Source organism: Streptomyces sp. KR80 (assembly GCF_052245555.1).
Taxonomy (GTDB): domain Bacteria; phylum Actinomycetota; class Actinomycetes; order Streptomycetales; family Streptomycetaceae; genus Streptomyces.
Genome location: NZ_JBQQCD010000001.1, coordinates 92,455 through 112,970, shown reverse-complemented (window position 1 = coordinate 112,970; position 20,516 = coordinate 92,455). Strand labels below are relative to the sequence as shown.

General features: G+C 68.5%; 16 protein-coding genes and 1 riboswitch. Of the genes, 8 read left to right on the top strand and 8 right to left on the bottom strand.

Annotated features, from left to right (window positions below):
- Positions 1-55: 55 nt before the first annotated feature.
- Positions 56-583 (bottom strand): PadR family transcriptional regulator, encoded by a 528-nt coding sequence (locus tag ACTWQI_RS00515; protein WP_443266303.1) that lies wholly within the window; start codon positions 581-583, stop codon positions 56-58.
- A gap of 245 nt (positions 584-828) precedes the next feature.
- Between ACTWQI_RS00515 and ACTWQI_RS00510 the strand changes: the two genes are divergently transcribed.
- The 4 genes from ACTWQI_RS00510 (at position 829) to ACTWQI_RS00495 (ending at position 3,672) form a co-directional block, all read left to right on the top strand.
- Entirely contained in the window at positions 829-1,692 is an 864-nt protein-coding gene (locus ACTWQI_RS00510; RefSeq protein WP_443266301.1) for an acyl-CoA thioesterase, read from the top strand.
- Positions 1,693-1,966: 274 nt separating this feature from the next.
- Positions 1,967-2,221 carry a hypothetical protein gene (locus ACTWQI_RS00505; protein WP_443266300.1) on the top strand — a complete coding sequence of 85 codons (255 nt, stop codon included), beginning with the start codon at positions 1,967-1,969 and terminating at the stop codon, positions 2,219-2,221.
- Positions 2,222-2,364: 143 nt separating this feature from the next.
- Positions 2,365-2,934 carry a GNAT family N-acetyltransferase gene (locus ACTWQI_RS00500; RefSeq protein ID WP_443266299.1) on the top strand — a complete coding sequence of 190 codons (570 nt, stop codon included), beginning with the start codon at positions 2,365-2,367 and terminating at the stop codon, positions 2,932-2,934.
- Positions 2,935-3,030: 96 nt separating this feature from the next.
- The gene (locus tag ACTWQI_RS00495; protein ID WP_443266297.1) at positions 3,031-3,672 is read left to right on the top strand and encodes a class I SAM-dependent methyltransferase; all 642 of its coding nucleotides are present in this window, start codon (positions 3,031-3,033) and stop codon (positions 3,670-3,672) included.
- Between the two features lie 25 nt (positions 3,673-3,697).
- On the opposite strand, the gene ACTWQI_RS00490 is transcribed toward ACTWQI_RS00495, so the two are convergent.
- From ACTWQI_RS00490 to ACTWQI_RS00480, 3 genes are all read right to left on the bottom strand, one after another.
- The gene (locus ACTWQI_RS00490) at positions 3,698-4,810 is read right to left on the bottom strand and encodes a peptidoglycan recognition protein family protein (RefSeq protein ID WP_443266294.1); all 1,113 of its coding nucleotides are present in this window, start codon (positions 4,808-4,810) and stop codon (positions 3,698-3,700) included.
- A gap of 253 nt (positions 4,811-5,063) precedes the next feature.
- Positions 5,064-5,255, bottom strand: a complete 192-nt coding sequence (gene tgmA / locus ACTWQI_RS00485) for a putative ATP-grasp-modified RiPP (protein WP_443266292.1) — start codon at positions 5,253-5,255, stop codon at positions 5,064-5,066.
- Positions 5,256-5,680: 425 nt separating this feature from the next.
- The gene (locus tag ACTWQI_RS00480; protein ID WP_443266290.1) at positions 5,681-6,472 is read right to left on the bottom strand and encodes a M23 family metallopeptidase; all 792 of its coding nucleotides are present in this window, start codon (positions 6,470-6,472) and stop codon (positions 5,681-5,683) included.
- A 3-nt stretch (positions 6,473-6,475) separates the two neighbouring features.
- Positions 6,476-6,639, bottom strand: a riboswitch (cyclic di-AMP (ydaO/yuaA leader).
- 258 nt (positions 6,640-6,897) lie between these two features.
- Between ACTWQI_RS00480 and ACTWQI_RS00475 the strand changes: the two genes are divergently transcribed.
- The 3 genes from ACTWQI_RS00475 to ACTWQI_RS00465 all read left to right on the top strand — a co-directional run bounded on the left by ACTWQI_RS00475 (position 6,898) and on the right by ACTWQI_RS00465 (position 9,233).
- A complete protein-coding gene (locus ACTWQI_RS00475; RefSeq protein WP_443266289.1) occupies positions 6,898-7,371 on the top strand; it encodes a GNAT family N-acetyltransferase in 474 nt (157 codons plus the stop codon).
- A gap of 75 nt (positions 7,372-7,446) precedes the next feature.
- Positions 7,447-8,607 (top strand): MalY/PatB family protein, encoded by a 1,161-nt coding sequence (locus tag ACTWQI_RS00470; RefSeq protein ID WP_443266287.1) that lies wholly within the window; start codon positions 7,447-7,449, stop codon positions 8,605-8,607.
- A gap of 68 nt (positions 8,608-8,675) precedes the next feature.
- The gene (locus ACTWQI_RS00465; protein WP_443266286.1) at positions 8,676-9,233 is read left to right on the top strand and encodes a hypothetical protein; all 558 of its coding nucleotides are present in this window, start codon (positions 8,676-8,678) and stop codon (positions 9,231-9,233) included.
- A gap of 58 nt (positions 9,234-9,291) precedes the next feature.
- Here ACTWQI_RS00465 and ACTWQI_RS00460 read toward each other — a convergent pair whose 3' ends face one another.
- Entirely contained in the window at positions 9,292-10,764 is a 1,473-nt protein-coding gene (locus ACTWQI_RS00460) for a hypothetical protein (RefSeq protein ID WP_443266285.1), read from the bottom strand.
- A 317-nt stretch (positions 10,765-11,081) separates the two neighbouring features.
- Between ACTWQI_RS00460 and ACTWQI_RS00455 the strand changes: the two genes are divergently transcribed.
- Positions 11,082-12,233, top strand: a complete 1,152-nt coding sequence (locus ACTWQI_RS00455) for a glycosyltransferase (protein ID WP_443266284.1) — start codon at positions 11,082-11,084, stop codon at positions 12,231-12,233.
- Positions 12,234-12,265: 32 nt separating this feature from the next.
- Here ACTWQI_RS00455 and ACTWQI_RS00450 read toward each other — a convergent pair whose 3' ends face one another.
- From ACTWQI_RS00450 to ACTWQI_RS00440, 3 genes are read right to left on the bottom strand one after another with little or no spacing between them, the layout of a single operon-like run.
- Positions 12,266-15,178 (bottom strand): glycoside hydrolase family 2 protein, encoded by a 2,913-nt coding sequence (locus ACTWQI_RS00450; RefSeq protein WP_443266282.1) that lies wholly within the window; start codon positions 15,176-15,178, stop codon positions 12,266-12,268.
- A gap of 13 nt (positions 15,179-15,191) precedes the next feature.
- Positions 15,192-17,306: a beta-glucosidase gene (locus ACTWQI_RS00445; protein ID WP_443266281.1), complete on the bottom strand. Its 2,115-nt coding sequence runs from the start codon at positions 17,304-17,306 to the stop codon at positions 15,192-15,194.
- Positions 17,303-20,266: an alpha-L-fucosidase gene (locus ACTWQI_RS00440; RefSeq protein WP_443266278.1), complete on the bottom strand. Its 2,964-nt coding sequence runs from the start codon at positions 20,264-20,266 to the stop codon at positions 17,303-17,305. The genes ACTWQI_RS00445 and ACTWQI_RS00440 overlap by 4 nt, the downstream gene beginning before the upstream one ends.
- Positions 20,267-20,516: the final 250 nt, after the last annotated feature.

Here is a 20,516-nt window from a genome sequence, read left to right as displayed (position 1 = left end):
GGCCGCAGCAAATACAGCCCGACCCGGAGGGGTGTGAACCCGCGGCACCGGGTCGTCAATGCTGCGGTGAGTGACTTCGGTGGGCTGCTTGGGCGTTGGTGTCTTGGTCGAGTTGTTCGATGGCCCATTGGGCCCAGTCGCGGATGGTGTGCATCTGCCGGATACCGAGTTCCAGGGCGAGCGCGCCGAAGTGGCCGGGTGCGTGCTCGGCGGTGCTTCGTAGGGCTTCGAGTTCTTGGATGCGTTGTGTGGAGAAGTCGGCTTCCCGCTGGAGTACGGCGCGTGCGTCGTCCTGGCTGACGAGGGGGATGAGGAAGGCGCGGAGGGCTGCCTCGTTGCGTCGTACGGGGGCGGGTTCGGTGTCGATGACCCAATGGGAGACGGTCGCGCGGCCGGTGTGGGTGATGGTGTAGCTCTTACTGCCGCGTGCTCCTTCGTCGGTGACTTCGATCAGTCCTTCGGCCTGGAGGCGTTTGAGTTCGGGGTAGATCTGGCTGTGCTTGGCGTTCCAGACGTGGCCGAGGGTGGCGTCGAAGCGTTTGCTGAGGCTGTAGCCGCTGGCCGGTCCGAGTGCCGATAGCACCCCAAGTACTGCGATCCGTAGGGACATGGTTAAGACGCTCCGCTCCTGACGTTCAGTCAGTACTTACATGTCAGTATTGACGTGTCGCAGTCTACATGTGAGGGTTTCTGCGTCACCTGTGCTGAACGAGAGGTGTCCCCGGGCATCCATGCCCGCAGCCGGGGCCGATCCGGCCTGCGCGGCACTGGAAGCCGACCCGAAGCGGAGCTCTGCACCTTCCATCGGAATGCGGAATCCGTAATTCAGTGACGAGTTCCAGCGAGACAGGGGGTTTGTCTGTCGTGGGGTTCTTGGATGATGTGCAGGTCAGTGGAGAAGCAAACCGGTGGCGGGGGAACGTGGCCGCCGGGTGGGAAGCCCATGTGGGTGCCAATGGCGGTTATGTCGCCGCGCTCGCACTGAAGGCCCTGATCGCCGCCTCTGGCAAGAACGGTTGGCAGCCACGCTCCCTGAGCATCCACTTCGCCGCTCCGGCGTCACCCGGCCCCCTCACGGCCGAAACCACCGTCGAGCACTCCGGGCGGCGCACCACTACCCTCACCGCGAGGCTTGTCCAGCAGGCGCAAACGGTTCTGACTGCCGCCTGCACCCTCGCACCTGGCGACGCCTTCGAGGCGGCCCCGTTCACCGAGGCCGTGATGCCCGAAGTCCCGGCCCCTGAGCAGTGTGACCTCCTACCGGTGATTGACGGGATGACACCGCCGTTCTTCGGCAACTTCATATACCGCCCCGCCTTGGGAGACCCGCCCTTCTCCGGCGCGCAGAAGTCTCAGACCGCCAGCTGGATCCGCCCCGCCATCGTCGGGGACCGACCGCCCGAACCGAGCGACGGGCCAGCGTTGCTCACGGCCCTCTCCGATGCCTGGCTGCCCGCGATGTACACCCGGTTCAGCAAGCCCGCCGCTATGGCCACCCTCAGCCTGAGTGTGTACGTCCGCACCGACCCCGGCCCGCTGGACAGTTGGCGGCTGGTGGCCGCCGACACCGCCCTGTCCGAAGCGGGACTGTGCGACCAGAACATCACCATCTGGGGTCAGGACGGCGTCCTACTGGCCCAGGCCCGGCAGCTGTGCGCTCTCATCAAGCCACGGAAGCGGGAGGCGTCGTGACAAGCCACGGCCCATGGGGTGCAACCGGGCTGTAGCCCGCAGCGGCTCGCGTTCCTCGCGCGGGTGCTCACCAGCCGGGCACGCGCCACCAACCCCGGGGGAGGCCGAGGAGCACTCTGGGAGCCGTAGCGCTGGCTCGTGCTGCCCGCGGGGCGTCCTGGATCACATAGGGGTCGTCGGTGTGGCCCCGGCCCCTGGCCGGCGTCGGCATCGTGGACCACACGGCGCTGGTAAATGCGTGGTCGACCAGGCGGAGCTGAGGCAGCATTGCGCCATGGGACAGCCTGCTGAGACCCTCCGCTTCGACCAGGTTGAGCTGCGTCGCTGGCGTATGAGCGACGTCGAGGCCCTGGACCGGGCGAAAACCGAGTCGCTCGACCACCTCCTGCCCTGGATGCCCTGGGCAGCCTGCCATGACCGGCAGCAGACCGCCGAGTTCTTGGCCCGCAGCAAGGAAGAGTGGGACTCGGGTCAGGCGTGCAGGTGCCCGAGGGGCCGACTGCCCCAGGCGAGGTGGGAATCGATGTGACCTGGCGAATTCACCGTGAGCGGCCATGGTCGCACCCTTCTCCAGTGCCGACGCGACAACGAGCCTAGGCACTGCCTGGCGGGCAAGACCGACTCCTCTGCGAGTAGGTCGTCGATCAGCCGCAGAATCGATGGAGGAGCGTCGTGGTCGTCAGCCTGTCGGTGGAAGCAACTGCATCCGCACCTGCATTGAGACTGCGACCGTGGCGAGTTGAGGATGCGGAAGCGCTCGTTGCGGCTCATCGTGATCCGCTTTTGCGCCGCTGGTTGACCACCTGTCTCGACAGCGAGGCAGCGGCTCGTCGATGGGTCGGTGATCAGCGTGAAGGGTGGGCCACGGGTACGCGGCTCAGCTTTGCCGTGCTGGCGTGTGGAAGCGGGGAGAGCGATGTCGGCCGTCCCGTCGGGAATGTCGTGATCAAGGAAGGAGCGGGGCCAACCAGAGGCTCAGCAGAGATGGGCTACTGGACATCGGCTGAAGTCAGGGGGCGAGGAATCGCTCCCCGCGCCCTTGAAGCGGTGTCCCGATGGGCCCTTGGTTCGCAGGGCGTGATGCCGGTGGCTCGCCTGGCCCTGCTTCATTCCTCAGGCAATCATGCTTCGTGCCGGGTGGCAGAGAAATGCCAGTACGTCTTTCGCTCTGTCCTTCCCGCTGAGCCCCCGAACTTCCCGACGGAGGGGCACCTGCACGTCCGGATGAGCGCGTGCTCTTGAAGGCCGGGCACGGCTACGTCACCGGCGTGCAGGGGTTCGATCGCCGTGCCGAAAGCGTTCGCGAGACGTCGACACGGCGCATTAGCGTGCCTCACCGTGAATCTCGACGATCCGAAGGACCTGGTTCGGCGCGGGTATGACGCACTTTCGCTCCGCTACGACGAGGCCTTCGGCTCTGAGTCGAAGTATCAACCGTGGATCGGCCGCTTGTGTGAGCGGCTTCGAGGCGGAAGCGAGATCTTGGATCTGGGCTGCGGCAGCGGGGTGCCCGTCGCGCGTGACCTGACGGCGGCAGGACACCGGCTCACTGGTGTCGACCTCAGCGAGGTGCAGATTCTCCGGGCTCAGCAACGTGTTCCGCAGGCCGAGTTCATCCGGGCCGACGCCACCGCTGTGGACTTCGCAGACGGATCCTTCGACGCGGTGGTGGCTCTCTATGTGCTGATCCACGTCCCGTGCGACGAACAGCTTCCGCTGCTGGAAAGGATCACCTCCTGGCTACGGCCTGGCGGCCTGTTTCTCGGCATCACCGGCGATGGTGCCTGGACCGGCGTTGACGAGAACTGGTTGGACAGCGGAGTCGCCATGTGGTGGAGCCACGCCGATGCCGCCACCAGCCGAGCCTGGATCACACAAGCCGGCCTCACGGTCGAGCAGGAAGAGTTCGTCCCCGAAGGGGATGGTGGCCACGTGCTGTTCTGGGCACGGCGCCCCTGCTTACGCGCGCTGGCCGCGTGAACCGGGAGGGTAGAGGCTCCGCCCGTCAGGACAGCAGGTGTTGCCAGTTGAGCGTGCTGAGCGGTGCACCCGGGCGGATCGCGGCGGTCGCGGCCTCGCTGCCCGCGCCGCGTAGGGTAGTCACAGCCTTCGCCACCTCGCCGTTCTGGCCTGCCGACAGCCGAGGGGTGAGCAGCGGCCAGATGTCCGAGCCGAGGTAGCCGGTCTCGTCCACCACGCGGTGACGAAGGGCCGAGCAGGTATGCGGCCGAATGCCGTGCAGCTCGGCAATCTTGGCCACCGCAGTCTTGGTGGCCGCGCCGAACACACCGTCCGCGCGGAGTGAGTTGAAGCCCCTGGCGCGCAGCAGGTGCTGGGCGGCGCGCACGCGCGGTCCGGTGTCTCCCGGTCGCAGGAGGGGCCAGACTACGGGCCCCGGGCCGTTCGAGACGCCCAGCCTGCCCGCCACCTCGTCGCGCAGCTCCGGCAACCGTCCGTAGAGCACATCGCCGGGGCACTCGGTGGAGTTGAAGTCCCGGTGACCCATGATGTTCTTGACCGGTCGCTTGTACTGCGCGACGATCCAGGCGACGAGATCGACGAGCGAGTCCCACAGCGCGTCTGGCACGTCGACGTTGGTGTAGAGGCCCTCGTTCTCGATGCCGATGACCTCGCTGTTGTGGTTCGCCACGTTGGCGCCCTGCACGTGCTGGGTGCCGCCGCGTACGACGTCCAGGCTTTGGTGCCGGCCTTCGAGGGCGTAACCGCCCCGGCTGATGGTGAACTGCTGTCCGGTGTCGGCCCAGCCGTTGGTATCCATGTGAAGGTTCTGGATGTCCCGGCAGATCTTCTTCGCGTGCTTCAGCGAATAGTCATTGCTGTTGCCGGGGTTGACCGTGTGGTGCACCACGACATAGGTGGGGACGTGATCGAGGATGACGATGTCGCTCGACGGAGGGCGCGCGCCCCACTCGGCGGTGGTGTAGATGCGCGGTTGCGGGGCGGCCTTCGTACGTGCCGCGCTCCGCGTACGGGCTGCTGTGTGCGGAGCGACGGCGCTCGCGGCGCCCGCCGTGCCCAGCCCGAGTGCACCGGCGGCGGATGCGGCGAGTCCACCGCGCAGCACGGCGCGCCGGTCGAGGTGTGGCCGTGCAGTCATGTCGGTCTCCTTCTGCAGCGTGGGGGGGAGTCGGCGACCGAGTGTCGGTAAGACAGTTGTGCCCGATGCATGGCCATGACAAGCGATGGGGTCGGATGTTCCTTGTTCTTAAACGGTGTAGTGGCGAGACCACGACAGCATGAGGTGCTGCCGGGACGAAGGACTCGTGCACCTCAGTACGAGCTGCGTGCGGGAAGGTGGCGGCTACGTCACGCCCTCACGCGGAGGAGCTGAAGGCCGACCATGACGCCCGTCAATCATCGAAATGCGTCTTGGAACCGGCGGTGGAGGTGGTGGTGCCGTATGCCTTCAGCAGAGCGTGGTCGCTGATGGCCGGGCGCCCGTCGGGCAGGACATTCAATTGCCGTGTGCGGTCATAGGCGTAAGGAATCACGACGGGCGGCTGCGCGGCCGGGCGGGCGTAGTTCAAGGCGAACGGTCTCATCACGTCTTCTCCTGCTGCCGGGAGGGGCGGCAGCCTCTGAAGTTGCCCATCGGGCAGGGGTGTCCAGCAGGGTGTGGGAGGTGGCGGCCATGCAGCCCGGTCGTCACCATGGCGGTCGGATCTCGACCACGATCGGCGAGCTGCCGACGCACGCGGCCACCGATCACGCTCGTGGTCGCAACGGCAGCCGCGGTGACATCCGGGCCCGCCGAGCCAGCAGCGACGTACGTCCCTGGCCCGGCACGCCGCCGAGGAGGCACGGCTCGCCCCGGCTAGTCGCTCTCACGAATGACGGGTGCCCCGGGTCTACGGCTGTGATCGCACCGTGTGCGGCTGCATTCCTTGGCCATCTGCGCGCACGAACCGGGCGTAGCCGACCACAGCACCGAGCCTGCCGGTAAATCTTCGATCCAGGGTGACCTGCATCAGGTCTTCACGCCGTGGTCCCGCAGCCAGTCCAGCGGGTCGATGGCCGAGCCGTATTTCGGGGTGGTGCGCACCTCGAAGTGCAGGTGAGGGCCGGTGACATTGCCGGTGGAGCCGGAGCGTGCGATGCGGTCGCCCTTGCCTACCGTGGTGCCCGATGACACATCGATCTGTGACAGATGCGCGTAGTGCGTGTACTCGCCGTCGTCGTGCCGGATGACGACCTCGTAGCCGAACGCGTCGTCCCGGCCCGTCGAGACCACGGTGCCGCCGGTGGCGGCCCTTACGGTGGTGCCGACCGGTACGGCGAAGTCCTGGCCGGTGTGGCCGTTGGACCAGAGGTCGCCGCTGTCTTCGAAGCCGGCGGTCAGGATGCCGCCGCTGACCGGGAGGACGGCGGTCGGGGCCGTCTCCTTCTTGTCCGAGCTGTACGAGGCTTGGGTGGCCGTCGTGGTGCTGGTGCTGGTCCCGGTGGGGCTGGTGTCGGTGGGGCCGTCGAGCGACAGTTTCTGTCCGATCGAGAGGAGGTCTGGGTCATCGCCTATGACGGACTTGTTGTCCTCGTACAGCTGCTGCCAGCCGCCCTCGATGCCTCGTTCCTCCGCGATGGTGGACAGGGTGTCGCCGGAGGCGACGGTGTAGGTGCCGCTGCCTCCGTCCAGGGCGTTGGCGGTACCGGCTCCGACAACCGGCAAGGCGAGGGTGGCGCCGGCGGCAGAGACGCGGCTGATGAGGCGCCGCGGGGTGCTCTGTGGGCGTGGGGCGCGGTGTCGTCCAACTGCAGACGTCATGGTGGCTCCGTACTCCGGACGCCTACGAGGTGAGCTGTCGGGTTCGGGCTGGAGGTTCGCCCGGCCGTGGGCTGTCACGGCTTCACCCCTAGCCGTCCGGTACGTACTCTCCGTACGGCGCGAGTGGGTCCCCCGCTCCTGCCCGGCGGTGTGGGGGTGACATGCTGCCGCGCGCCGGGGGCAGGATTCGGCGGTCCGGCCACGCGGTGTTCGTATTCGAACGCCGAGCACGTTAGAGGGGCCTTGGGGTCGAACACAAGCCTTTACAGGCGGATGCGCGATCAACTTGCTTTGGCGCGGTGGGAGTTCGGGATAGGTACGCACGATATCCCCGGCAAAGGGGGATGCCGGCGCAACGCGTTGGTTCGTTCATGCGGCCGGCTTCTCTCGTGAGGCGTCTGGTCGAACTGCGTCAGCATGTCGGTGTGAACAGCATCGCTATTCGTCCCGCCCTGCCCGATGATCTGGTCACTGTTGCTGAGCTTCGGTGGCAGTGGTTACTGGAGAAGGGAGAGACCCCGGTCACCTCGCGCGACGATTTCGTCGATCATTTCGTGACGTGGGCCCAGGAGGAGGCGTCCTCTCACCACTGCATGGTTATGGTCCGCGACGACGTGGTCATTGGCATGGCGTGGCTGGCGGTCACGCAGCGCGTGCCGAGCCCGCGTGCCCTCGAACGGTCATCGGGCGACCTGCAGTGTGTGTACGTGGTGCCGGAGGAGAGAGATACCGGCCTGGGTGGTCGGCTCATTGATGCGGTCTTGGCGCTCGCGCATGAACGTGGGCTTGAGCGTGTGACGGTTCACTCCAGCTCCCGGGCGATCTCGGCGTACTCCCGTCACGGCTTCGCCGTGTCCCCTCGACTGCTCCAGGCCGACGTTGCGCGCTCGAGCTCATGAGTGAACAGCTCTGCTGGGGCGCCGGGCGTTTGCTGTTCTGCGGCGGAGGCCGCCCCCCCCGGCATACTGATCCGCATGTCGTACGAGGAGCCCAATCCCCTGCGCCGGCTCTCCCTTGATGAGCTGCGCCTGCGTACCAGCATGAAGTGGCGGGCCTACCCGCCGGACGTGCTGCCGTTGTGGGTGGCGGAGATGGACGTACCGCTCGCCGAGCCCGTGGCGCGGGCGGTCTGCGAGGCGGTGGAGCTGGGGGACACGGGATACCCGACCGGGACGGAGTACGCCGAGGCGCTGGACGACTTCGCGCGGAAGCGGTGGGGCTGGGACGGCGTGGCGGTGGAGCGTACGGCGATCGTGCCGGACGTGATGCTGGGCATCGTCGAGGCGCTGAAGCTGATCACCGGGCCGGGGGACGCGGTCGTGGTCAACTCCCCGGTGTATCCGCCGTTCTACGCCTTCGTGGAGCACATGGACCGGCGCGTCGTCGAGGCGCCGCTGGGCGCGGGGCACCGGATCGACCTGGACGCCCTGGAGTCCGCGTTCCGGCAGGCCGTGGCGGGCGGTGGCCGCGCCGCGTATCTGCTGTGCAGCCCGCACAATCCGACCGGGACCGTGCACACCAGGGAGGAACTGGCCGCTGTGGCGGAGCTGGCCGGCAGGCACGGGCTGAGGGTGGTCGCCGACGAGATCCACGCGCCCCTTGTGCTGCCCGGCGCGGAGTTCGTGCCCTATCTGTCGGTGCCGGGGGCGGAGAACGCGTTCTCGCTGATGTCGGCGTCCAAGGGATGGAACCTGGCCGGTCTGAAGGCCGCACTGGCGGTGGCCGGGAGCACCGCGGCGACCGATCTGGCGCGGATGCCGGAGGAGGTGAGCCATGGGCCCAGCCACGTGGGCATCATCGCTCATACCGTCGCCTTGCGACACGGTGGTGGCTGGCTCGACGCGCTCCTGGTCGGCCTGGACGAGAACCGGCGACTGCTCGCCGAGCTGCTGGCGAGCCGGCTGCCCGGCGTACGGTACGAGCAGCCGCAGGGCACCTGCTTGGCATGGCTGGACTGCCGGGCGCTCGGCCTGGGGGACGACCCCGCCGCCGTCTTCCTGGACCGCGGCCGCGTCGCCCTCAGCAGCGGTACGGCCTTCGGCACCGGCGGCGCCGGGCACGTGCGGCTGAATCTGGGCGCCTCGCCCGAGGTGATCATCGAAGCCGTGCGCCGGATGGCCGGGGCCCTCGGCTGAGTATCAACGGGTTCGGCCGGTGGCTGCCCCCGCCCCCGTCAGGCGTACGCACGGAGCTCGAAGGCCTGGTGCACCGACTCAGCCGGACCTCGGGCATTGCGCTGCTCCACGGCGACCCGTGCCCGGGAAACGACCTGCACACCGTCGGCGGACTCCGCTTCATCGACTTCGAACAGGCGTCGTTGGGCAGCGGGTTGACCGAGCTCGCCTATCTGCGCATGGGCTTCCCCACCTGCTGGTGCGTGACGGCGCCGCGGTCGGCCGCCCTCGAGGAGGCCGAGGCCGCCTACCGCGCCACCTGGCACGCCTCGACCGGCGCGGGGCACGGCGCGGATCTTGACGCAAGCCTCGACGACGCTTGCGCAGGCTGGCTGCTACGAGGCGACGCACTCGTCGAACGCGCCCACAGGGGAACCGGAGATCACCTGGCCCGGCTCAGGCACGAGGACTGGATGTGCGGTACCGCGACCGCCCGTCAGAGGCTCGCCCACCGGCTGGGCGTCGTCGCAGGGTTCGCTGCGGGCAACGGACAGCTCGCCGGGTTGAGTGCCCTCTGCGCCGGCATACGGCTCCGCATGTCGGCTCGTTGGCCCGAACTGCAGCCTCTTCCGTCACGGCGCCCGTAGGGACCGAGCGCGCAGACGGAGCGGATGGGCGAATGGAGGAGGCCGGCCGGTGAACGGGTCAGCGCAGGAGCTTCCGCGGATCCGAGCGGAAGGTGGTGACCAGGGCCAGGCACAGGAGGGCGATGCCGATGCGGCCGGAGGCCTGGAGGAGGGGGCCGCGCAGGAGGATGAAGGCGTAGCCCGCGATCAGGGGGATGACGATGGCCGGGACGTTGCCCGGGCGCGGGTCGTCCACCGTGCGGAGCGTGTACCGGCGATCGGCGCGGGCGGAGAGATAGCCCAGGCCCAGGAAGCCGCCCGTCATGCCCAGCGGGCCGAAGTCCAGCCAGAGTTCGGCCCAGAGAGGGGAGGAGAGGTTGGTGTTGCTCATGCCCATCCACTGCCCCACCCGCACGCCCGAGTCCAGCGGCTTGCCGTGCCACACCGAGCGCGGCACGTAGAAGAACGCCGAGGCGGCCAGCTGGCGCCCGTACGCGTGGCCCGCACCGGAGTCGACGAACGTGATGGTGTTGGCGAACATGCCGATCTGGTCGTAGTCCTTGCGCACCAGCGGGTCGAAGACGGACGTGGACTCGAGCTGCCGGTGTCCGCTCTCGTCGTAGCGGAAGCGGTCCATGAAGGGGAAGAGGAGCAGGGCCGCGACGACGCCGGTGCACAGCGCGGCCCGGTACATCACCGGGCTCTTCGGAAACGCTGTGAAGAGCAGGGCGAACATCACGGTCAGGAACCAGTAACGCGGGTTGGAGACCGGGTTGTTGACCAGGGCGTTCACCCCGAGCAGGCCCGTCCACATCAGGATCACCGACGGGCGCCGCCGGGCGAAGCGGGAGGTGACCAGCCAGCGGGTGAGGAAGAGGAACGCCAGCAACGCCGGTACGGTCCCGAAGCCGCGCAGGAAGGCCGATCCGACGTGGGACTCGCCACCCCCGCTCACTCCGCTGGCCTGGATGCCCTCGCTGATCTCCTGGCGGCTGCTGAAGAAGACCGCCGGACCGCCCAGTTCGACCACGAACAGTGCGCTGGCCAGGTAGGCGAAGGCGACCAGCAGATAGAGCCTCCGGCGGCTGACGGACGCCGTACGGCGCGATCTGCGCGGGCGGAGCACCGGCCGGTGGCGGGCCAGCAGCACCCCCACGTCGTAGGCCACGCAGCCGCACAAGGCCAGGGCGATCGCCAGCACCAGATCGGAGCGGGTGCCGATCACGGGCGTGGGCGTCTGGCCCAGGACCCCCTGCGCCAGCGGGGCGACGCCCATCGCGACATAGCCGAAGAGCCAGAAGGACCCCTGGACCAGGCGGCGGCGCGCGGTGAGCGTCATCGCCGCGAGCCGGGCCCCGGCGTAGCCGGTGAGGACGAGTTGCAGCCAGTACGCCTCGTCGCGGACCCCTGGGCCGGGCTGTACGGCCACCAGTACCGGAAGGAAGAACACCAGGCCGAGCGCCAGCGGTACGGCCAGGGCGCGGGACAGTACGGCCCGTGGGGAGACCGGGGGAACGTTCACGACAGGAACGTCCACCGCAGCAACGTCCATACCAGGGAAGGCAGAAGGAGAGACAGAAGCGGAGGTAGAAGGGGAAACGGAAGGGGAGTCTTCGGTGGGCGCGGGGGCTTGGGCCGGACGCGCGCCCGGCGCGTCCGGAGTGGTCGTTACGTCGGCTGCCATCGCCCCCGCCTCACCCCCGGGCCCGAGGTCACGAGCCGTACGCCGCGCGCCCCCACATCCCCGCGAGCAGTCTAAGGACGCGGGCTCCCAAGGAACGGCATATCGGGAGATCCTGCCGCGCCGCCCACCCCCCGCCGTTACGCTGACCCAGCGATGCTGGGGAGCATCGGGGGGAGGACGTTTCCGTGAAGGTTCTGCATGTCGTCACATTGCACACACCGACCAACGACTTCGGCGGGCCCACGCGCGTGGCCCTGAATCTCTCCACGGGTCTGCGGTCCCGTGGCGTGGACGCGCGGATCGCCGCACTGGGCGATGGATTCGACGGTCCGCTGCCGACGTCGGTCGAAGGCGTACCGGCCTTTCTGTTCCAGGCGCGGCACGTGCTGCCGCGGTTCGAGGTCAGCGGCATCACCTCACCGGCCCTGCTCACCCGGGCCCGGCGGCTGGTGAAGGCGGCCGACGTCGTACACGTCCACCTCATGCGCGACTTGATCACCCTGCCCTTCGCCTTGATCGCCCTGCAGTGCGGGCGGCCGCTGGTCCTCCAGACGCACGGGATGATCGATCCGACCGAGAAGCGGGTCGCGAAGCTGGTCGACGTGCTCGGGCTGCGGCGCGTGCTGCGCAGCGCCGATGCGATCCTGCACCTCACCGAGACGGAGCGGGAGGACGTCGAGGCGGTCATCGCCCCGGCGCGGCTGCGGCGCACGCACCGGCTGGTGAACGGGGTGCAGCTGCAGGAGCGCAGGCCCCCGCGCGACGCCGGGTGCCCGCCGACGGTCCTCTACTGCGCCCGCGTGCAGGCCCGCAAGCGGCCCGAGGACTTCATCTCGGCAATCCCCACCGTGCTCGCCAAGTACCCCGACGCCCGCTTCGTCCTCGCCGGCCCGGACACGGGCGCTCTGGCGGGGGAGATGCTGGAGCTCGCTCGCAGCCGCCACGTTGCGCACGCGGTCCAGTACGTGGGGGCGCTCGGCCACGCCGAGGTGCTGGAGCAGCTGCGCCGCTCGGACGTCTACGTGCTGCCGTCCGTCGTCGAGCCGTTCGCCGTGTCCGTGCTGGAGGCGATGTCCGTCGGCCTCCCCGTCGTCGTCACGAAGACCGGAGGGCTGTCCGCGGACGTCGAGGCGGCGGGCGCCGGACGGGTCGTGGACAGCAGCCCGGACCGGGACAACGGTCCGCTCGTCGGCCAGGCGATCCTGGAGCTGCTGGACCCGGCCGCAAACAAGCAGACTTCAGAGGCCGCTTGGCAGTTGATCCGGGAACAGTTCTCGATCGAGCGGGTCGTCGACACCCTCCAGGACGTGTACGGGGGCGTCACCAGGCCGTGGTGACGCCCCCGTACACGTGGTAGTGGAGCGTACGGCTACGGTGCGGACCGAAGTTCCGCGATCTTGAAGAAGCCGGTCGACGTGCCCGGGGACGGGCTGGTCATGTCGAGGCGGAGGCTGCTGGTGGTGACCTCGTCGAAGGTGATGGTGGTGGCGGCGTTCGACTCGGTCGCCCAGTCGACGGCCAGCCCGGTGACGGGGACGTACTCCCTGCCGTTCCAGTAGCTGACCTCGATCGACTTCGGCAGCGTGAGGGCATCACCGGTGGTGAAATGGGCGACCAGGCCGGTGGACTTCTGCGCGGTGGGCCGGTTCAGCGACACCCAGTCGCTCGCGTGGGAGAGGCTGGCCGCCTTGAGGTGCATGGTCGCGCCCTTGGCGTAGTAGTTGGACCAGCCGGTCGACGGGTCGCCGTCCAGCATCGCGGACGGAAGGGTGGTGTTGGTGCCGGAGAAGCTCGCGTCGGCGGGTGGCCGCTCGGAGGCCGGGCCGAGCGTTGCCGTGACCTTGGTCCCGGCCGTCACGACGGCGAGGACCTTGCCGTTGTACGCGCGGCGGACCGGCGAGGTGAAGTTCTCCGCGTCTTCCTCGCGCCCGTTGTCGGTGCCGACCACGCGACCGCCGGTGGCACGGAAGGTGATCTGGTTGTCGGCGCTCGGCACCAGCACGCCCGTGCTGTCGACGACCTCGGCCGTCACGAACGACAGCGACTTCCCCTTCTCCACGCGGAGTTTGACGCCGGCCGGTGCTCCGGCGGTCCTGACCGTGTCACGCGCGACCGGTTCGCCGTCCTTGTAGGCCACGGCGGTGAGTTTGCCGGGGGCGAAGGGGACGGTCCAGGTCAGGCGCAGGTGACCGGTGCTGCCGTTCGGGCTCGTATAGCTGCCGGAGGGGAAGGACTTGTCGTCATCGGTCGGCTCGGTGGTCTCCAGGTACGGCTTGCCGTACGTCGTCGTCTTGCGGTCGAAGGAGCGCACCCCGAGCGACTTGCTGCCCAGGAACAGCTCGACCTTCTCGGCATTGCTGTACGCCCATACCTGCACGGGCTCGCCGGGCCGGTGGTCGGTCCAGTTCATCGGAACCAGGTGGACCATCGGCTTGGTGGTCCACTGGCTCTGGAAGAGGTAGTACTGGTCCTTCTCGAAACCGGCCGTGTCCACCGCCCCGAAGTACGACGACCGGACCGGGTAGATCCCGTGGTACGGGGTGGGCTCGCCGATGTAGTCCTGGCCTGACCAGAGGAACTGCCCGGCGAGGTACTTGCGGTCGCGGTCCTTCTTCAGTGCGTGTTCGCCGCTGGAGCCCCAGGAGACGATGTTGTTGTCGTAGGAGGAGCCGCCGCGCTTGCCCGGGGTGTAGTTCTGGCTGGCGTTCAGCTGCTGCGGGTCCTGGTAGAAGCCGCGGCTCGAGGTCTCGGAGGAGGACTCCGACTCCACGAAGAACTTGTCGGGGTACTTGGCGTGCAGGCCGTCGATGGAACCCGCCGAGTTGTAGTTCAGGCCGAGCCCGTCCAGCATCCGCAGGATCTGGTCCTGGGCGGAACCGTCGGCCGGGACCTTGGTGTAGTGGTGCGAGCCGAGGACGACCGGACGGGTCGTGTCGATCGACTTGATGTCGTCGATCAGCCGCCTGGCGATCGGCACGCCGGTCGACACCGAGGTGGCGTCGGGGATCTCGTTGCCGATGGACCACATGATCACGGCGGGGGAGTTCTTGGCGGCGTGCACCATCTCCTTGATGTCGGCGTCGCTGTGCTGGTCGAAGAAGCGCCCGTAGTCGTAGGTCTTCTTCGGTTTCCGCCAGGTGTCGAAGGCCTCGACCATGAGCAGCAGGCCGAGCCTGTCGCAGGCCTCGACGAACTCGGGGGCGGGCGGATTGTGGGAGGTCCGCACCGCGTTCACGCCCATGCTCTTCATCGTCGAAAGCTGCTGGTGGATGGCGTCCTCGTGGATGGCGGCGCCCAGCGGTCCCAGCGTGGAGTGCAGGTTGACGCCCTGAAGCTTCATAGAGCGGCCGTTGAGGGTGAAGCCCTCGTCCGGATCGAGGTCGAACCAGCGGATGCCGAAGTCGGTCTTCACCCTGTCGACCACCCGGTCGCCCACCATGACGGACGTCTCCAGCGTGTAGAGATACGGCCTCGTGGTGGTCCACAGGACCGGGTCGTCGACGCGGACGTCGGTGTCGGCGCCCTGGCCGGTCGCGACGACATCCCCCGAAGCGTCCCGCACCTTCGTGGTCACCGTACCGTCGCCGACGACGTCGGTCGTGACGTGGACCTTGGCGTAGCCCTTCCGGTACGTGTCGGCCAGGTCCGGCGTGGTCACGAAGACGCCGTGCCGGGCGACGTGTACGGGCTCGGTGACGACGAGGTGCACCTTGCGGTAGATGCCGCTGCCCGCGTACCACCGGCTGCTGGGTGACTGGTGGACGACCTTCACGGCGACGACGTTCGGGGTGCGGCCGTCGGTGTGGGCGAGGTCGGTGATGTCGACGTTGAAGCCCGTGTAGCCGTTCGGATGCTGGGCGGCGAGCTTGCCGTTGACGTAGACGGACGAGTCCATGTACACGCCGTCGAACTCCAGCGAGATCCGCTTGCCGGTCAGCGATGCCGGCAGCGTGAACGTCTTGCGGTACCAGCCGAGTCCGGCCTGGTAGTACCCCTCTCCTGGGTTTGTCCCCGTCGGTGTCGGATCGCGCTCGATGCTCCAGTCGTGCGGCACCGAAAGCCGCCGCCAGGACGAGTCGTCGTACGAGGGCTGCTCGGCGTTCGCGTACGCGCCCGTGGGGTCGCTGATCCCGGCCGGATTGACCAGGGCGAACTTCCAATCCTGAGTGAAATCCTGGCTGCGCGGGGCCGCAGGTGGGGCGGCGGTGGCGCCCTGGACCGGCGCGAGGACCACGCCCAGGATGAGCATCATCAGGAGGGATATCAGCCTGACTCGACGCATGCGGGCGGTCTCCTCAGTGGGCGGGGATGGCGATGCTGTCGCGCAGCCGGATGTCGCGTGAGCTGCTGCCGAGCAAGATCGGGTACCTGCCGCCGGCGACCTTCCAGCGGTGCGAGGTCACATCCCAGTAGCTGAACGAGCGCTGGGTGAGCCTGAACGAGACGTGCCGCGTCTGGCCGGGCGCCACCCGTACTTTCTGGATGCCCTTGAGCTGCTGTGGCGGGATGGGGACCGGGGTGGCGGCTGGCGCCCCCACGTACAGCTGCACGGTCTCGCTCCCGGACCGGCGCCCGGTGTTGGTGATGTCCGACTCGACGACGACCTGGCCGGCGTCGCCCGAGGTGATGTTCAGGTTCTTGTACGTGTACGTGGTGTACGCCAGCCCGTGGCCGAACGGGAAGAGCGGCTCGATCCGGTTCTGGTCGTAGTGCCGGTACCCGACGAAGACGCCCTCGGAGTACTCCGCCGTGTAGTGGCCGTCGGGACCCTTGACCCCGGGGTACTGCTCAGGGGTGTTGGTCGGCAGGTCCGCGGCGCGCTTCGGGAACGTCATCGGCAGCTTCCCCGACGGGTTGACGTCTCCGAAGAGGACTCCGGCGACGGCGTTGCCGTCCTCCTCGCCGGGGTACCAGGCCTGCAGCACCGCGGGCACGTCCTCCAGCCACGGCATCAACACCGGGCCGCCGCTCTTGAGCACTACGATCGTCTTCCGGTTCGCCGCCGACACCGCCTCGACCAGGGCGTCCTGGTTGCCGCCCAGCGCCATCGTGGTGCGCTCGTGGCTCTCGCCCTCACCGGAGATCTCACCGACCATCACGATCGCGACGTCCGCTGCTTTCGCGGCCTCGGCGGCCGCCGCGGTGTCCTTGCCGTCGGTGTAGCTGACCGTGACATCGGCACCGGCGCGCTTCTGCAGCCCGTCCTGCGGCGTGACGGTATAGAGCGGCCGGACCTTGGAGCTGCCGGTGCCGCCGGTCACCGCCGCACCGGCGTAGGGGCCGATCAGCGCGATCGACTTCAACTGCTTCGCGTCCAGCGGCAATACGGAGTCGGAGTTCTTGAGCAGCACCATGCCCTGCTGGGCGAGGTACCGGGACTCTGTGCCGTGCTTCTGCGCGGGGATCGGGGTCTTCGTCGGTTCCCGGTCGAAGAGGCCGTACTCGATCATCTTGGCGAACCGGCGCACCAGCTTGTCGTCGATCGTCGCCATCGACACGTCGCCGTCGAGGACCGCCTGCTTCAGCGCGCTGCCGAAGTACTTCCCGGTCGGCAGCTCCAGATCGAGCCCGGCGTTGGCCGAAGCCACGGTGGAGTGCACCGCGCCGTAGTCAGGGGTGTAGAAGCCGTCCCATTTCCAGTCCTTCTTGGCGACGTCGAGGACGGCCGGGTTCTCGCACGCGAAGACCCCGTTGATCCGCGGGTACGAGCACATCGCCGAGGCGACCTTGCCCTCCTTGACCGCGGCCTCGTACGGCGGCAGATAGATCTCACGGAGGGTTCGCTCGTCGATCAGCTCGTTGACGTGGAACCGGTCGATCTCCTGGTTGTTCGCCACGTAGTGCTTCACGTTCGCCGGCACGCCGTGCTTCTGCGTCCCCTGAATGTTGGCGGCGGCGATCTTGCCGGCCAGGTACGGATCTTCGCCGTAACTCTCGAAGTTCCGCCCGCCGTACGGGGTGCGGTGAATGTTGACCGTCGGGCCCTGCATGAAGTTCCGGCCGACGTGCAACGTCTCCTTGCCGGCCAGCGAGCCGTACCGCTCGGCCATCGTGACGTCGAACGAGGCCGCGAGCGCGACCGGCGCGGGCAGTGCGGTGGCGAACGGCTGGTTCTCCGGCCTGCGGCTGCCGCCGGTGCTCACCCCGGCCGGACCGTTGGTGGGGAGGAAGGCGGGGATGCCGAGCCGCGGGATGGCGGGGACGTGCCGGTAGATGTCCTTCTCGTCGTCACGGATCCCGTGCAGCTGGCTGATCTTCTCGTCCAGCGTCATCTGGGCGACGATCGCCTTGGCGCGGTCGACTGGACCGGGCGGTGCGGCGGGCGTGGCGCCCGCCGGGCTGACCAGGGCGGCTGCCGCGAGCGCAGCGGCAACGGCCGCGGCGATGACGGAGATATGACGTGTGCTCACCGTGGGCCCCCGAGTGATATCCGGTCGAGATCGGGCGTGGACTCCTGGTCGTTGTAGATCTTGATGGTGTTGGCACCCGCCTGGAGTGTTACGGGGACCGTGACCGTCTGAGGGTCGCTGTTGCCGACGCCGCTCACCTTCACCTCGACCGGCGTACCTCCGTTGACCGCCACGAAGAACGAGCGGTCGCCGTTGACGGTGTAGTCGAGGAACAGCTGGTGGGTGCCGGCGCTGTCCACGGCCACCTGCTCGAAGAGCACAGAGGCGCCCGGGCTGCCACCGATGTTGCGCACCTTCTGGCCGCCGGAACAGCGCCCACAGTTGGTGATGCCGGCGCTGCCGATCCGGTTCTGCGAGTCCTCGGCCTCCCGCATGAACACCCGGTCCGCCGGGCGCAGTCGCACCCGCAGCTCCTTCGAGACCTTGCTCGGCCGGCCGAGCGTCTCGAACGACGCCGTGACGGGTATGTCGGCCGAGCCGACATCCTGGCCGGGCGGCGAGGTGACGGTCCATGAGCCGTCCAGCGTCTGCCCGAGCCGCATCGAGGCCGCCGTCGCGGCGTCGCCTTCGACCGTCCAGCCGTCGGGCACCACCGGGGCCAGCCGGACCTTGTCGATCGCATCGTCGGCGTCGAGCCGCAGCTTCGCCGACACCTTGAACGACCGCTGCCCGGGGCCGACCCATTGAATGCCGCTGGGCTCGACGATCATGGTCGTCTTCGGGACGTACGATGCCGGTGGCGGCGGTCCGACCGCGACGCGGTCCACTCCCGGCCCCCGGGCCGCCGTGCTGAACAGCGTGACCGTGTTGGCGCCGGCGCGCAGCGGTACGGAGACCGCCGTGGGGGACGGCACGTCCGGGTGGTCCGCGACAACCGGTACGTCGATGGCCGGGGCGCCGTTGACACTCACCGAGAGCGAGGTCGGCTCAGCCGCGGTGAGGTCCAGCTGGAGCCGGTGGTCACCGGACTCCGCGACCGTGACGTCGGGGAACGTGACCGCGTTGCGCGTCCCGCCACCGAGCCCGGTGACTTTGGACGATCCGGAGCAGGCCCGGCATCGTTGCGGACGGGCCGTGCCCTCCCGGTCGTTGCGCGGCGACTCCGCCTCCAGCGGCAGCGCGGGCCCGGAGGCCTCGGGGTAGCCGTGCGCCACCTTGATCTCGTCGATCCTGAGCTTGCGGAAGTGCTCCGGTGCCTGCGGACCGCCCCAGGTGTTCAGGACCTCGAGCTTGATGTAGCGGGCGTGCTGCTCGCCGATGTCGAGGTACTGCGCACCGCGTGCGCTTCGCATCGCGCCGGTGCGCACCGGCTGTCCCCACCGCTCGCCGTCGTCGCTCACGTAGACCCGGTAGTCCTTGATCCGCGCCGAGTCCTCCGGCCGGCCGAAGGACTCCCGGGCGTGCGTCGGTGACCACTCCCGCTGGTTCACCGCCAGATACGCCGCCTTCCGGCGCTTTCCGAGGTCCAGCGTCACCGACACCGGCAGCTGCGCGTCGCTGTCCCAGTAGTTCTTGAAGCTTCCGTCGACCAGGTTGCCGGCCGGGTGGCCGTCGAGGGAGGAGGACGCGGAGGCCTTGAGGACGGACGGGGCGTAGAAGCCCTGTTGACCGGTCGTATGGACCCGGAACACCGTGTCGTAGGCGTCCCAGTCGTCGATGCCGAGGATCGTCAGATGGCCGCCGGACTGGTGGAAGCGCATCCGTTCGCCGGTCCGCAGATTGGTCACCCGGGTCACCTGATAGCCGTTGTCGCGCAGCCGGACCATGTCGGTCCGCGGCCTGGTCAGCACATGGACGTACTGGGTTCTGGCGCCGGGTTCGACGGTGACGGCCCCGTGGGCGCCGTCGTTCCAGAAGCCGGGCTGCATACCGCCGTACATGTAGCCGCCACCCTCGGTGCCGAACAGCGAGGACCGGATCGGCGGGACCCATGCGGCCATGAAGTCGTTGAACCGCTCCTGGTTCGGCGGGAACTTGCCGTTCACCATCGGGGTCTCGGCCATCAGCGACTTCATCGACGAGCCCGCGTTGGCGATATGGCGACCGGTGCTGAGCCGGAAGTCGACCGGGTGGTCGCTGCCGTCGTACCACCAGGCGCCGCTGCTCGGCAGTTTGTAGTCGGCCTCGGTGAGCCGGGGCATCGGCGTGAAGGCGGCCTGCGGGTAGTCGTACGCCGGCGTCATGCCGGTCTTCTGCTCGTTGCTGACCGTGTCCATGATCGGGGTGTCCTCGTTGTTGTTGCTCAACAACCAGGACGGCCGCTTCTCCCGGATCTGCTCGTAGAGGCGGTTCCGCTCCCAGTACGCGTTGTCGTTGTCGATCCAGAACCCCGCCAGGTCGGGATAGTTGTCCATCACCTCGAAGAACAGGTCGTAGCTGTACATGCCGAAGCCGTCCCGGGTGGTCAGGTCGACCTGCCGGCCCTTGTAGGCGGAGTAGGCAGCCGAGTCGAGGGTCTCGACGCCCTGCTCCTTGTGCCACTGCGGGTCATCGGTCATGTACAGGATGATCCGGACGTCCTTCGCCTTGCCGGCCTTCACCAGCTCGCCGAGGATGTCGCGTTCCGTGGCACAGCTGCCCGGGATCTTCGAAGGCCACGGGCGCGCATAGCCCAGCCTGCTGTGGAAGGTGGCCAGCACGATGTACGACGCTCCGAGCTTGCGCGCCTCGTCGACCCAGTAGTCGGGGGTCCAGCCGCCCGCGGTGACGTCGCGTTCCCACTCCGCGCAGTCGAGATGACGCGGTGCGGTGAACATGCCCCAGTGCAGGAACAGGCCGGCGGTGGAGTCGCGCAGCCACTGCTGCCGCGGATGCTCGACCTCAGCGGCGGCGGGGGGAGCGCCGGTCAGACTTGCCGTCAGGGCGAGGACCAGGGCGGCCCAGAGGAGGCGCCACCTGGTCCGGGCCGACGGTGAGCGCGGTGCTCGAGGTGGGGTGCGGCGCAGCGGTCGAAGTCCCATGGCCGTCGCTCTCTCGTGGGCTGACAGGGCGGATGGTGCCGAGAACGCCTCGTTGAGAGGTCCGATGATTACAACGGCCGTGGTCACGGTCAAGACATCGCGCACATGCAACTGCCCATGGGCTCAACCGGCCACGGGCCTCGCGGGAATGAGCCATCGGATGATTCTGCCCGGCCGCCTGCGGCAGGCGGGCTCACCTCCCGCGGCCGCACCGCGAGCGGGATCCTGCTTCCGCGACAATCTGCCCAGT